Origin of the sequence: Lysinibacillus sp. FSL P2-0066, from assembly GCF_037969495.1 — a bacterium.
Lineage (GTDB): Bacteria > Bacillota > Bacilli > Bacillales_A > Planococcaceae > Lysinibacillus > Lysinibacillus boronitolerans.
Genome location: NZ_CP150202.1, coordinates 1,277,045 through 1,290,214 on the forward strand (window position 1 = coordinate 1,277,045; position 13,170 = coordinate 1,290,214).

Annotated in this window: 12 protein-coding genes and 1 riboswitch; of the genes, 8 read left to right on the top strand and 4 right to left on the bottom strand. The window is 37.1% G+C overall.

From position 1 onward, the window contains the following. Positions 1 to 39: 39 nt before the first annotated feature. The 4 genes from sigX (at position 40) to MKZ14_RS06115 (ending at position 4,602) form a co-directional block, all read left to right on the top strand. Complete coding sequence (gene sigX, locus MKZ14_RS06100; RefSeq protein WP_081011069.1) at positions 40 to 594, top strand: RNA polymerase sigma factor SigX; 555 nt, start codon at positions 40 to 42, stop codon at positions 592 to 594. Beyond that, positions 591 to 1,877: a hypothetical protein gene (locus tag MKZ14_RS06105; RefSeq protein ID WP_016995168.1), complete on the top strand. Its 1,287-nt coding sequence runs from the start codon at positions 591 to 593 to the stop codon at positions 1,875 to 1,877. The genes sigX and MKZ14_RS06105 overlap by 4 nt, the downstream gene beginning before the upstream one ends. 144 nt (positions 1,878 to 2,021) lie before the next feature. Beyond that, positions 2,022 to 2,208: riboswitch (FMN riboswitch) on the top strand. Positions 2,209 to 2,426: 218 nt separating this feature from the next. After that, the gene (locus MKZ14_RS06110) at positions 2,427 to 3,014 is read left to right on the top strand and encodes an ECF transporter S component (RefSeq protein WP_016995263.1); all 588 of its coding nucleotides are present in this window, start codon (positions 2,427 to 2,429) and stop codon (positions 3,012 to 3,014) included. A 241-nt stretch (positions 3,015 to 3,255) separates the two neighbouring features. After that, positions 3,256 to 4,602: a sodium-dependent transporter gene (locus MKZ14_RS06115; protein WP_036080548.1), complete on the top strand. Its 1,347-nt coding sequence runs from the start codon at positions 3,256 to 3,258 to the stop codon at positions 4,600 to 4,602. A gap of 412 nt (positions 4,603 to 5,014) precedes the next feature. Here the strand turns inward: MKZ14_RS06115 and MKZ14_RS06120 are convergent, their stop codons facing one another. Genes MKZ14_RS06120 through MKZ14_RS06135 form a run of 4 tightly spaced genes read right to left on the bottom strand, consistent with a single transcriptional unit; the run spans position 5,015 to position 8,724 of the window. Then, positions 5,015 to 5,401 carry an STAS domain-containing protein gene (locus MKZ14_RS06120; protein WP_016991824.1) on the bottom strand — a complete coding sequence of 129 codons (387 nt, stop codon included), beginning with the start codon at positions 5,399 to 5,401 and terminating at the stop codon, positions 5,015 to 5,017. A 38-nt stretch (positions 5,402 to 5,439) separates the two neighbouring features. Then, the gene (locus MKZ14_RS06125) at positions 5,440 to 7,137 is read right to left on the bottom strand and encodes a methyl-accepting chemotaxis protein (RefSeq protein ID WP_036080132.1); all 1,698 of its coding nucleotides are present in this window, start codon (positions 7,135 to 7,137) and stop codon (positions 5,440 to 5,442) included. A 27-nt stretch (positions 7,138 to 7,164) separates the two neighbouring features. After that, positions 7,165 to 7,584, bottom strand: coding sequence for an ATP-binding protein (locus MKZ14_RS06130; protein ID WP_026023337.1), 420 nt, complete (start codon positions 7,582 to 7,584; stop codon positions 7,165 to 7,167). A 6-nt stretch (positions 7,585 to 7,590) separates the two neighbouring features. Beyond that, positions 7,591 to 8,724: a response regulator gene (locus tag MKZ14_RS06135; RefSeq protein ID WP_036080127.1), complete on the bottom strand. Its 1,134-nt coding sequence runs from the start codon at positions 8,722 to 8,724 to the stop codon at positions 7,591 to 7,593. 585 nt (positions 8,725 to 9,309) lie between these two features. Between MKZ14_RS06135 and glnA the strand changes: the two genes are divergently transcribed. From glnA to MKZ14_RS06155, 4 genes are all read left to right on the top strand, one after another. Next, positions 9,310 to 10,644, top strand: coding sequence for a type I glutamate--ammonia ligase (gene glnA / locus MKZ14_RS06140; protein WP_036080124.1), 1,335 nt, complete (start codon positions 9,310 to 9,312; stop codon positions 10,642 to 10,644). 83 nt (positions 10,645 to 10,727) lie between these two features. After that, positions 10,728 to 10,922 carry a hypothetical protein gene (locus tag MKZ14_RS06145; RefSeq protein WP_016991830.1) on the top strand — a complete coding sequence of 65 codons (195 nt, stop codon included), beginning with the start codon at positions 10,728 to 10,730 and terminating at the stop codon, positions 10,920 to 10,922. Positions 10,923 to 11,603: 681 nt separating this feature from the next. Further along, positions 11,604 to 12,467: an AraC family transcriptional regulator gene (locus MKZ14_RS06150; protein WP_036080121.1), complete on the top strand. Its 864-nt coding sequence runs from the start codon at positions 11,604 to 11,606 to the stop codon at positions 12,465 to 12,467. Positions 12,468 to 12,638: 171 nt separating this feature from the next. Further along, a complete protein-coding gene (locus MKZ14_RS06155; protein ID WP_339280662.1) occupies positions 12,639 to 13,139 on the top strand; it encodes a pyridoxamine 5'-phosphate oxidase family protein in 501 nt (166 codons plus the stop codon). Positions 13,140 to 13,170 lie beyond the last annotated feature (31 nt).

Below are 13,170 nucleotides of genomic sequence, written 5' to 3' on the forward strand. Positions count from 1 at the left end.
ATTGGCTGTAACTTCTATGAATGTAAGACGACAAATATTATAGAACGGGGGTGGAGTGCTTTGAATGACTCCGTGTTCCATCGACTATACGATGCATATCACCAAGACGTGTTTCAGTTTTTAATATATTTAGTAAAAAACCGTACACTTGCCGAAGATTTAGCACATGAAGTTTATGTACGAGTGTTGCGCTCGTACGATCAATTTGCAGGGAATAGTAGTGAGAAAACTTGGCTATTTGCTATTGCCAAAAATGTAGCGATTGATCATTTTAGAAAGCAAGCTGTACGCCAAAAGCATTCACATGATTTCTTTGACTGGGAAACGGAACAGCTCCATTCAACCACACCATCACCGGAAGATATGCTACAGGCCAGTGATGAATTTATGCAGGTAGAATCAGCACTTGAAAACTGTACAGGCGACCAAAAAATGGTCATTATTATGCGCTATTTTCAGGACTTATCAATTGCAGAAACAGCGCAAATACTAGATTGGACAGAAGCTAAGGTAAAAACCACCCAGCATCGAGCCATTAAATTTTTAAGGCAACAGCTACAGCCGATTAGAGAACAGGAGGCGAAACGGCAATGACGCATAAGCCATTTGATGATGAACAGCTTGAACATGTATTGAACAATGCCCCTAAGCTTTCTGACCGCCGTTCAAAAGAAGAAATATTAAATCGGTTAATGGCAGATGCTCGCTTGCAGGATAATAGTCACCTTCAAGAAGCGATACAACAACCTATAGAGAATGAAGAAGCACAACAAGAAAGTAAACCTTTGATTCAAGATGAACAACCATCACGATTTAAGTTCCGAAAAATGTCGATTTTTACGAGTATAGCAGCTGTTTTCGCGTTAACGGTGCTCGTTGGCTCCATGGTCATGAATAATAACGCTAGCCAAAAAGATCTAGCTAGTACACCGGAAACGGCTAATTACTCTACATTACAGGAAGATCGTTCTGCTAAAGAGGCCGCTACCCAGGATGAGGCACTTCAATCCAGTATTGTAGCGGAGCATGAGCGTATGTTATCTTTACGGTCATCAGTCTATGAGGAAGATGTGAAAGATGCTGTCGTTTTTCGTATTGGTTTGGCAGGACGCGATGCAGAAAGTGTACCAATGACATATGTGATACCAAATGAGCGTGTAGCAACTGATTTTGGGACGCAAAAACCTTCTACTTTACAGATGTATGAGAAATATGCTCCTCAAATTGATGAAGAAGCCAAAGGGTTTACGGATTATCATCCTTTTAAGGGTGAACTGAAGGAGAAAGATGACAAGCTTGTCCACGTTTTACCAAAGGACAATAACTATGATGTTGCTTCAGCTACCGTTAATGAATACAAAGGTACTTTAGAGGATACATTCTCGGATTCTGAATATACGGAAGTTGAGATTCAAAATGAAGATGGCACACCTTATGAGTTTTCTCAAGAGGGTGAGCCAAGCCAAGCCATGTCATTAACAAACGCCAAACATTTTAATTATTATTTATACCAAGATGGTAATGGGGCAGAATATCTATCACCAGATTTCCGTCAAACATTTGCTAATGTTACAGAGGCACTTACATTAATGAAAAACAAAAATGATGATGTTTATGTAACAGTTGTTCCTGAAAATGTGACATACACGGTGAAAGAGGAAGCAGAAGGTGTAGTCGTTACTTTCGATATCCCTTTAGATTTAGCATCGATGGAGCCAATTCGCGCTACCCAACTGATTGAGGCCATGATGTTAACTGCTGCTAGCTTTGACCAACAATTACGCTTAGATAATGTGGTCCAAGAAAGCTGGGAAGGATTCGATTTAAAAACGTATTTGCCAAAGCCTGTGGGGCCAAATAAACAATATATGCCTTAGACAAAATCAAAAATGGAGCATTCCTGTAACATGGAATGCTCAATTTTTACAATACATACAAATCTAATCGGATTTTTTTTAAGCAGAACTATTTACTTTTTCTTGATAATTAATTATAGTAAGGTTGTAGTATAAAATAATATGATTCATCTTCGGGGCAGGGTGAAAATCCCGACCGGCGGTAATAGAGTGGTGAACCGTTAATGTTTTTCATTAACTCGAATGGTTTATGCTTCGCTCTTCAGCCCGCGACCTGTGCAAATTTATTTGCATGGCTGACTTGGTGTGATTCCAAGGCCGACAGTTAAAGTCTGGATGGGAGAAGATGGAGGTACGATCGTCATTCATTGTTATGAAATGAACTATGACCGAGCGCTTTTTTTGTATGACTTTTTAAACAGTGCTTAAAAAATAGTTTATGTTGACGCTTATTCGTCATGCCTTTCTCCCTTGTGCTTTTCATGCATAAGGGTTTTTTCATGCTAACAATTGAAAGATCGTCACCTTTCTTCTTGCGAGATTGAATCAGCAAAGAGGAGAGAGTTTTCTATGAAGAAAAATGTTAAACTTCAATCGTTTATTACGATTGGCATGCTGAGCAGTATTTCGTTTTTATTAATGCTTTTTAATTTCCCAATTCCACCATTCCCAGCATTTTTGGAAGTCGACTTTAGTGATATGCCTGCATTAATAGCAGCCATCACTATGGGGCCTGTGGCTGGTATTTTAGTAGAATTATTTAAAAATGTATTGGATTGGATTTTCTCGGGAACGCCAACAGGTGTGCCAGTAGGTCATATTGCCAACTTTGCAACAGGTATTTTATTTATTTTACCAGTAAGCCTTATTTTTAATCGCTTTAAAACAATTGCTGGTCTTGTTGGAGGTTTAGCGACTGGAACAGTTGTAATGGCGGTAGGCATGAGTGTTTTAAACTACGCAGTATTTTTACCGATGTACACATACTTCTTAGGTATGGAGCCTGTTGTAGGTGATTCGCTTTATAAAATGATCATTGCTGGGATTTTACCATTTAACATTGTAAAAGGTATTTTATTAACGGCTATTATGGCGTTTTTATTTACAACAATGCGCAAATGGATCGACCGCCAGCGTTCTATCTATATAACAAAATAATTTTTACTAACCTCGGGTAAACATACCTGAGGTTTTTTGTTGGAAGGATTGAAGGATAGGGGAAAGGTCTGATGGATAATTTACTAAAAGTGAAGGATAGAAAGGCAAAACTAACGGATAATTATAGAAAAAAGTAATGGGATAAACTAGCTATCTAGTCCTTTATAATTACAACCTAGTCGAAAGCTATATTTTCATGTAAAATAGAGAAGAGTTTAGAATGTTTGAGGAGTTTGAAGAGATGAGTGGAAAAAAAGGACAGTGGTCTAGTAAATTAGGTTTTATTTTAGCATCAGCTGGTGCGGCGATTGGACTAGGGGCAATTTGGAAACTTCCCTATGTAACAGGACAAAGTGGTGGAGGAGCATTTTTCCTTATCTTTGTGTTATTTACCTTGTTAATAGGACTACCGATGTTATTGTCCGAGTATGTTTTAGGACGTGGTACACAATCCGAGGCTGTAACAGCGTATAAAAAAATTGCTCCAACTAAGCCAGGCTGGGCTTGGATTGGTCGAATGGGCGTGCTAGGCTGTTTTTTATTATTAACTTTTTATAGCGTAGTTGGAGGTTGGATCTTTATTTATAGCGGGCTAGGTGTAGCTGGCGCGGTAATTGATCCAGCAGTAGATCCAGCTGAACTATTTGGAAAAATTATAGGTACGCCTTGGATTACGCTAGTTGGACTAGTGTTGTTTACATTAGCCAACGTACTTGTGATTTCATTAGGTGTACAAAATGGAATTGAAAAGGCCAATAAATGGATGATGCCGTTACTCTTCATAATGTTCATTGTCCTTGTTGTGCGTGCAGTTACATTAGATGGGGCAATGGAAGGGGTAAAATTCTTCTTATGGCCTGATTTCTCGAATATTACAGGTAAAGCATTATTAGAAGCCCTAGGACAATCGTTCTTTGGGTTAGCAGTAGGCTTTTCTTGTCTAGTTACATATAGCTCTTATTTAAAAAAGGATGTCAGTCTTCCGAATTCAGCGGGTTCTGTAGTGTTGTTAACCGTGCTTGTTTCATTTTTAGCAGGTTTAGCGATTTTCCCTGTGGTGTTCGCCTTTGATTTAGAGCCAGCAGCGGGTCCGGGTTTGCTATTTATGGTGCTGCCAACAGCTTTTAGTCAAATGCCATTTGGTGAAGTGTTTTTAGCCATGTTTTTATTGCTATTTTTATTTGCTACATTAACGTCATCATTTAGTTTATATGAGATTATCGTCGCGGCATTTATGGAGCATAGTCAGAAATCCCGACCGATGTGGACGCTTTTACTTGGTATAGTCGTATTTATTGCAGCTATTCCAGCAGCACTTTCTTCGAGTGTATTATCGGATATAATGATTTTTGAGAAAAGTATCTTTGATGCAACCGATTTTTTAGTGTCGAATATCATGCTTCCATTAGGGAATTTATTCATTGCTATTTTTATTGCCTATGTAGTGGATAAAGAATTTGTGAAGAGAGAATTGCTAACGGGTAGTCAAATGGGGCAAGGCTATTATTCTACATATCGTATGTTAATGTTAGTTGTTGTACCGATTATTATTCTCGTTGTGTTTGTTAATATGCTACTGCAGTATTAAAGAAAAACAAAACAGTCAATTGAAAGGTAGAAATGGATATCTGTTGCTTGGCTACTTGCTTTCCTATCTAACCAAAAAAATCTAATCTATTTAGCAAAGGTTTTCAAATAAAATGAAGGTGTTCATTACTCTTTATGTAGAGGTGCTGTCAATCACCACTTCTCCACATTGAAATCGCTATGCTACTATGAAAAAATGGTTGATTGGAGTGGAGCCAGGGGTCAAAGATGAGACCCTGGAGCGAATGGAAGTGAGTAAAGCGGCTCATCGGACGCCCCCTAGACGCTGGCGGAACGGAAATACCTTTCACCTTGCAAAGTTGCTTTTTCTGCCGTGGACATCTTCTTTTTTTAAACATGAAAAGGTGTATTCCGTCTATTAGGAATACACCTTTTTATTATGGTTACAAAGATTAATAATCGTTAAGTGATAGCTCACCTAGCCAATCTTCTTTAATAATCTTCCTTGCTTGTTCTTCGCTTTTGGCAATAGGGAATACTTTATCAACCTGTGAAATAGCGAATAAGTTGCGAATGAAATCATCGACGACAATAATGGCGATTTTCTTATCTTTTACAGACACTTTCTTAGCAAAATTAACGATCATACCGAATCCAGTACTATCAATATTTGTTACCTTTTGCATATCGATAATGTATCCATGCTTTGTGTCTAAGCTAAGTGTTTGAAGCTCTGACTTTATTTCTTCAATCATCCCGTATTCTAAATCGCCTGTAAACGCAATTACAATATAATCAGCCTTTGTGTCAATATTCATTGCAATTTTCTTCTGATTCATCCTATAGCGCCTCCATTATTCTTTTCTTGTTTGGGGATTTATTCAAACTTAAATTTATTCACTTCATTTTGTAAATTATCAGCAATTGATGATAACTCATCTGAGCTTTGTGTAATTTCTGCAACAGTCGCATATTGCTCTTCTGAGGTTGCTGCAATCTCCTCTGTAGCTGCGGCAGCGTCCTCAATGATACGAGAAATATCTTGAATTGCTTGTTGTACGCTTAAAGAGTTGTCGTTAACATGTGTAAATGCAACTTTCATTTGTTCGACGCCTTCCTCAGTTTCGACAACTTTCTCTACGATTTCCTTAAGGGCACTTCCACCTTTATTGATGATCGTAACCTGCTCCTCGACAGCCAGTAAATTGCTTTCCATCGTTCGTACGGTTACAGATGTTTCAGCCTGGATATCATTAATAAGATTTGTAATTTGTCCTGCTGCTAAACTTGACTGCTCTGCAAGTTGACGAACCTCTGATGCAACGACAGCAAAGCCTTTTCCTTGATCACCTGCTCGTGCTGCCTCAATGGCTGCATTGAGTGCTAACAGATTCGTTTGTTCTGCGATCCCAGTGATAACGGTAATAATACCACCAATTTCTTCAGAGCGCTTGCCTAATTTTTGGATAGAATCAGTTGCATAAGACACAGTTTTTGTAACATCACTTAGATGCATAATCGCTTCATTGATGGCTTCTTCTCCTTTACGTGCGATATGAGTGGATTCGATAGCGCTATTTAAAGTGATTTCAGCCTTTTGTAAGCTCTTTGATACTTCTTCAATCGTTTTTTGCATCATTGAAACTATTCGTTCAGCCTGATCAGATTGAGTGGTAGTACCAACGGCGATTTCATTCATTGTTAGTGCAATCTGATTAGATGCTTCACTTGTTTGATGTGATGATTCTGCCAAAGTGTGTGACGACTTTGCAATTTGGTGTGCACTACCAGCTACAATCTTTATCGTCTCTGTTAAATGATTTTTCATACTACTAAATGCGCGTGCTAATTCAGCGATTTCATCTTTGCCTTTAGGGTTTAACAGTTTAACATTTAAATTTAGTTCTGCTAATTCCTTGGCATTGGTACTTAAAATGTTAATAGGATTTACAATTTGCTTTTGTAAGAACCAACTAATTCCTCCGATCATTACAATGGCAATCACTAAGGAAATAGCTACATTCTCCAGTGCTGATTTTGTTGCAATGCTTATATAAGGAGCGGTAGGGACAGCGGTTGCCCATACACCGATCACCTCGCCTTGACTATTTACGATAGGATCATAGGCTGCTTGATGCAAACTTCCTAAGACATTTGCAGAACCGATAAAGCGCTTTTTTTCTCCGAGCACAACAGTTGCAACCTCGTCAGAAACCTTTGTATTTAAAGCACGCTCACCATTATCCACTATATTGGTACTGATACGAGTATCGTTTTGAAAGATGGATACAGCATTCCCATTTGTAAGTTCTCCAACTTTATCAGCCACCTCAAAGTTTTCTACCATATTGATATCGCCTTTATAGAGCTGATTGTTTTTTATGGACCATTCTCCAGGGTATTTAGCATCTAAATATTCATAGCTCAATTGTATATCTGATAAAAGCTTTGTATCAGCACTTTCTAATAGATTGTTCTTGGCAACAAAAAAATTGACGCCTGCTAAAAGGGAAGTAAGTAAAATAATACAACCAAATATAAGCAGATTCATTTTCTTTCGTATAGATAACTTCATTAAAACGCCCCCAATTTTACGTTTACTTTATAGATGAAACTTTTTGGAAATACCTACTAAAAATTTTGTTTCAGAAATATTTTCGAACCAAATATGGTCTACCATATTTTTGACAAAAAATAAACCGCGTCCACGATCAGCATAATCAAGTTTGTCTAAATCGAATTGAAGAACTTTGTCCCAGTCCTTTTCGTCAATACCTTTTGCTTCGTCAGTGACTGTTATTTTTATTTCTTCGTTTGATTGAGTTACATGTATTTGAATTTCCTTTTGAGTGGGTATATTAATTTTCCCCATAGCCTCTACGGCATTGATGACTAATTCATGAACAACAAATCTTATTTCTCGTTTATAAGGTAGATTATATAAATCTGTATAATTCTCCATAATTTGATCAATAAAGGCTATAGCTTGTGTATCAGGATTTACATTGAGTGTGAATTCCATCTTCAATCACCTACCCTTTAATGTAATTGTTATTGAAACGACTGTGATGTCATCGCTGTAATCATTGTCAATTAAATTGTATTTTTGAGAAAATTTTTGTAGTGCATAGCTATTATCCTGTGAAGCATAAGCGTAGAAAAAGTCCATATCAATTGAATTTTGCTCGTTCAATGTTAATAATCCATCTGTATAAAGAATAATACGGTGCCAGCCTGATAAAGGTATTGTTTTTTTATTTATTTGAATAGTAGGGAATAGTCCGAGGATAGGTGTATTCGCTGGGAGGAAGACTGTTTCTCCATATTTTCCAAATAAAAAACCAGAAGGGTGAGCCGCATTCACATAGTGCAATGTTCCATTTTTCGTATCTAGAAGTATGTAAATCGCCGTCATTAAAAAACGGTCCATATCTTCATCAGAAAATAGCTCGTATATTTGGCGGTTAAGTTCTTGGATTACTGCTACTGGATCAATTAACTTAGTAATCATTCCTTTTAATAACGATCTAATGGACATCGTAACGAGTGATGCAGCTATGCCATGCCCCATTGCATCGTACAGAAGAATGGCGGTTAAATGGTCATTAATCTTAAACCAACAGTACATGTCACCTCCTAGTGTATTAGATGTTACATAAAGACCATCAATCTGTATTTGCTCAAGATTTAATGGAGGAGATAGTGCGTTCTTTTGGAATTTTTTTGCAACGAATAAATCTTTTTGAATCATACTTTCTTGCTGCTTTCGAAGCGTGGCTTCCTTCTGATATTTTAAGGCTACTTGAATTCGAGTTTTAAAATGAGTAAAATCAAACGGCTTTAAAATAAAGTCGAAAATACCTGCTTCAAACACCCTATCGATTGTTATGTTTTTTTCGTAGGTAGTGGATAGAAGGATAGGGACATCTATCCAATTTTTAAGTACATGAATGTGCTGACAAATTTCCTCGCAATTGCTGAGTGTCATTTTAGTGTCGAGGACGATTAATTCCAGCTCATCTTTCAAAGATGAATCTACTAAATAATTCATTGCTGCTTCCGTTGTTGAAAAGCAATGAATATTTGGGATGCTGATACGATGAAAATATTTCTGCAGACGTAGCACATCATTACTTACGCTGCCAATAATTAATACTGACATGCCTACTAAATTCACCGCCTTATGTATCTATAACTAAATATTTCCTGGAAGCCAACATAATGATTTCTAACCATAATTATATACTCCGTATTTACTTATAATATGAATAAATGAAAATTCTAATTTGCTATAAATTTACCAATAAATATGGCATTATACAAGGCTTTTGTGATATAAAGTAAAACTTAATCAATAGGATTTTTGACATCTAGGTTCTTGGATAGGGTTCACGGGTTAACTTTTTAACGATGCTCTTGATATATCTGCATTTGATGCATGAGGAAGTAGAGAATGCTTCGTCTCTAGTCATGATACTTGACTGTACATTTTTAGAGTGACGAAGGATTTTGTAAGACTAAAGGCCTTTTGTAGAAAGTATTAATTTTGCCCTTCTTTTAAGGTGAAAGATCGCTATTTGAGATGGAAATGTGGTAAGAAAAATTAATCTAAAAAAGGGATTAATATATTCGATAAAATGCATGTTATAAAACATTACATACATATTGCTTATTATTCAATTTTAATGTATTTTTAGATCAGTCATAAAAAAGTATGTTAATTAAATTTACATTGGAGTGGTGAAAAATGAAACATTATACCAAAGAAGATATTATACGTCGAGTGAAGGAAGAAAATGTGAAATTTATTCGCCTACAGTTTACAGATATATTAGGGACAATCAAAAATGTGGAAGTGCCTGTCAGTCAATTAGAAAAAGCGCTAGATAATAAAGTCATGTTTGACGGCTCTTCAATCGAAGGTTTTGTGCGTATTGAAGAATCGGATATGTATTTAAAGCCTGATTTCAATACCTTCGTGATTTTTCCTTGGACTGCTGAAAAGGGGAAAGTGGCACGCTTTATCTGTGATATTGCAAGACCAGATGGTACACCGTTTGAAGGAGATCCACGCTCCAATTTAAAACGAGTATTGAAGGAAATGGAGGAGCTAGGCTTTACTTCGTTTAATTTAGGGCCAGAGCCTGAATTTTTCCTATTCAAGTTGGATGAAAAGGGGCGTCCGACACTGGAATTAAATGATAGTGGGGGCTATTTTGATTTAGCGCCAACTGATTTGGGAGAGAACTGTCGTCGTGATATTGTTTTAGAGCTAGAGGGAATGGGCTTCGAGATTGAAGCGTCTCATCATGAAGTAGCACCAGGCCAGCATGAAATCGACTTTAAGTATGCGAGTGCTATTGAGGCATGTGACAATATCCAAACATTTAAACTAGTTGTAAAAACCATTGCTGCACAGCATGGCCTCCACGCAACATTTATGCCAAAGCCACTATTTGGGGTCAATGGGTCAGGAATGCATTTTAATCTCTCGTTATTTGAAGGTGATAAAAATGCCTTCTACGATGAACATGCAGACTTGCAATTAAGTGCAACCGCACGTAGCTTTATGGCAGGAATCATGAAGCATGTGCATGGCTTTACGGCTATCACAAATCCACTTGTCAATTCCTATAAACGATTAGTACCTGGCTATGAAGCCCCTTGCTATGTAGCTTGGTCTGCTCAAAACCGCTCACCATTAATTCGTATTCCAGCAGCTCGTGGACTATCTACACGAATTGAATTGCGTTCAGTGGATCCAGCAGCAAACCCTTATTTAGCAATGACTGTTATTCTAGCATCTGGGCTGGATGGTATACGAAAAGATTTAACGCCACCAGCTGCAGTAGACCGTAACATTTATAAAATGACAGCAGCGGATCGGGAGTTGAATGGGATTGATAGTTTACCATCCTCATTAGAATTTGCGTTAATCGAATTAGAGATGGATGCCATTGTTCGTGATGCACTGGGTGACCATATTTACGATAAATTCACAGCTGCGAAAGAGATTGAATGGAATAAATATCGCACACGTGTCCATAACTGGGAGCGTGAGGAGTATTTAACGATGTACTAAAGGTTGGGGCTGTTTTAGCTCCAACTTTTTTATGTGACATGTACTTCTTTTTGCTCTATCATAAGATTAAAGGAGTGTGGACAATGACACAGATAACTCAAGTTGTGACAATTCAAAACAATGATATTGTGCAATTTGAACTTGATATTAACCGAGCTTTAGTAGATTTAAAAGGCTTTTTCATACTTGATATCAAATACAATACGCTCTTTATTGGAGAGCAGACGGTCATCCATTCTGCTTTAATTATTTATCAGCAAAGCGATTACACCATTTAACAAGAGGGGTCATGTCGATGAGACGTGACTTTTTTTAATAAAAGATAAACTCGAGTGTTGGGGAAGGTTAATGGTATTCGGGTAACTTCCTCCTTTGATTTTCATGCAATGTCATAAATGAATTCATCTACATCAGGGATCATCATTTTTCCCTAACCAGGACCGTTTCAAAATAATGAACCTCCACAACTTCATTATGTCTATAATAATTTCTTTAATAATCTTAATGAGATTGCCTGTTTCTTCATAAACCCTACCGAATGTAGCGTGTCTCAAAGTCTTCTACTGCCTCTTTACCACCTGATGGATCTGCCCGTATTTTTGCTTCATCCTTATTTCCTTGTAAAACCATTAATAATTGATTATCTTTCGTTTAAGCAAAAAGCAGCAACATCTTGCCGTTTGACCAAGAAAAAACCTCCATTTCATTTCTGTATATAATAAACTTATCTTTTTTTAATGTTGGTTAAGCAAAGGAGGGATAATAAAATACGGTTAGGTCTTCCTAATTCTTAATTCAATTGATTTTGTTAAATCTGTCCTGAAAGATTGGTCAGAGTTTAATGTATTTCAATAGAAAATTTAAAGAAAATTCTTTCTATTTAGCCTGTCCAAAGTTAGCATAAAAAGACAGGTTAAGCAGCCATATCTATTTTATGATGGAATCAAGGAGTGAGAGCAATGAGTTGGATTGAGTCGATTCAAAAGGCCATTAATTATATGGAGGATCATTTATTAGAGGATATTACGATTGAACAGATTGCACAGGAGGTTAATTCATCTGTCTTTCATTTTCAGCGAACATTTGCCATTTTGACAGATATGTCTATTGCAGATTATCTACGGCGAAGAAGATTAACATTAGCTGCACAAGAATTGCTGGGTACTGAACAAAAAATAATCGATCTTGCCTACAAATACGGCTATGAAACTCCTGAAGCCTTTACTAAAGCGTTTCGTAAACAACACCATGTAACGCCTAGTGAAGCAAGAAAGAAGCAAGGACCATTACAATCATATAATCGCCTGGTCATACAGGTAAGCTTGAAGGGAGCAGAACCAATGAAGTATAAAATTATTGAAAAAGACAAGTTTCAAATTGTCGGTGTAAAAAGAACATACAACTGTCAAAATGGGGAGAACACAACGGAAATACCTCTATTTTGGCAAGAGGTCAACCAAAGTGGCTTTGATCATCAGCTATACCAATTAAATAATGGCACGGTCAATGGCGTACTAGGTGTTTGTGTACCAAATACAGAACAGGGACAAAAGGGCTTCATTGATTATTGGATTGCTACTGATCATGTAGGAGAAGTAGGTGAAGATCTCTTAACAATGGAAGTACCTGCATCTAAATGGGTTATCTTTGAAGTACATGGACCTATGCCTGATGCAATGCAAAATACATGGAAACAAATTTATTCAGAGTGGTTCCCATCCAACCCATATGAACCAGCAGGAACAGCGGAGTTGGAGGTTTATCCTGAAGAGGATGCTTATAGCCCTGATTCGTATTCAGAAATTTGGATTCCAATAAAATAACAAGAAAGCCAAGGGTGCAATACTAGTGCATCCTTGGCTTTTATTATTCTACTGAAAAAATTCACCCTTTTTTTAGCTTTGTTAAAGATGTAAAATATATGTATGTTTAAAATAAACGGTTTAGCGGCGTTTATTAATCGTTACATAATTTCATAAGGGGGCTAATAAACGATGAGAGGTACGATTCAAAACAAACGTGTGGAAATTTCACAAGAGGACGCACAGCAATACTTAAAGTTGGGAAAAGTGGCACATGTCGCAACAGTTGATGAGGAAGGTTTTCCTTATGTTATTCCGTTTGTCTATGTATATGAAGGGGAGGACAAACTATACTTGCATATTGGTAATCTTCGAGAAAGTCACTTTTGGTCAAATATCAAACAAAATCCTAAAATTTGTATAGAAGTGTGCGATATGGGTGATTTACATCCAGGCAAAAAATATGCCTGTCAATCCGCACTAGTTTATCAAAGTGTGGTTCTGTTTGGACATATCGAAAGAATTGAAGAGGAATCAAAAAAAGTATGGTTCTTTGATGCGCTGCTGGATAAGTATGGAAATCCTGAATGGACATTTGAAAGAGAGGGCTATCCGATTATGCCGAAAATCGAACTATTTGAAGTAAAAATAGAAAAGCTGACAGGGAAAATTAATAACGGCATGTATCATTAATCAAAAAGGCTAAGTATTGGTTGAATTCTAC

Excerpts from the sequence above, each read along its gene's own strand:
- glnA (WP_036080124.1), top strand. The coding sequence starts at position 9,310 with ATGAAACATTATACCAAAGAAGATATTATACGTCGAGTGAAGGAAGAA.
- MKZ14_RS06135 (WP_036080127.1), bottom strand. The coding sequence starts at position 8,724 with ATGTCAGTATTAATTATTGGCAGCGTAAGTAATGATGTGCTACGTCTG.
- MKZ14_RS06145 (WP_016991830.1), top strand. The coding sequence starts at position 10,728 with ATGACACAGATAACTCAAGTTGTGACAATTCAAAACAATGATATTGTG.
- MKZ14_RS06155 (WP_339280662.1), top strand. The coding sequence starts at position 12,639 with ATGAGAGGTACGATTCAAAACAAACGTGTGGAAATTTCACAAGAGGAC.
- MKZ14_RS06110 (WP_016995263.1), top strand. The coding sequence starts at position 2,427 with ATGAAGAAAAATGTTAAACTTCAATCGTTTATTACGATTGGCATGCTG.
- MKZ14_RS06150 (WP_036080121.1), top strand. The coding sequence starts at position 11,604 with ATGAGTTGGATTGAGTCGATTCAAAAGGCCATTAATTATATGGAGGAT.
- MKZ14_RS06115 (WP_036080548.1), top strand. The coding sequence starts at position 3,256 with ATGAGTGGAAAAAAAGGACAGTGGTCTAGTAAATTAGGTTTTATTTTA.
- MKZ14_RS06120 (WP_016991824.1), bottom strand. The coding sequence starts at position 5,401 with ATGAATCAGAAGAAAATTGCAATGAATATTGACACAAAGGCTGATTAT.
- MKZ14_RS06125 (WP_036080132.1), bottom strand. The coding sequence starts at position 7,137 with ATGAAGTTATCTATACGAAAGAAAATGAATCTGCTTATATTTGGTTGT.
- MKZ14_RS06130 (WP_026023337.1), bottom strand. The coding sequence starts at position 7,584 with ATGGAATTCACACTCAATGTAAATCCTGATACACAAGCTATAGCCTTT.
- MKZ14_RS06105 (WP_016995168.1), top strand. The coding sequence starts at position 591 with ATGACGCATAAGCCATTTGATGATGAACAGCTTGAACATGTATTGAAC.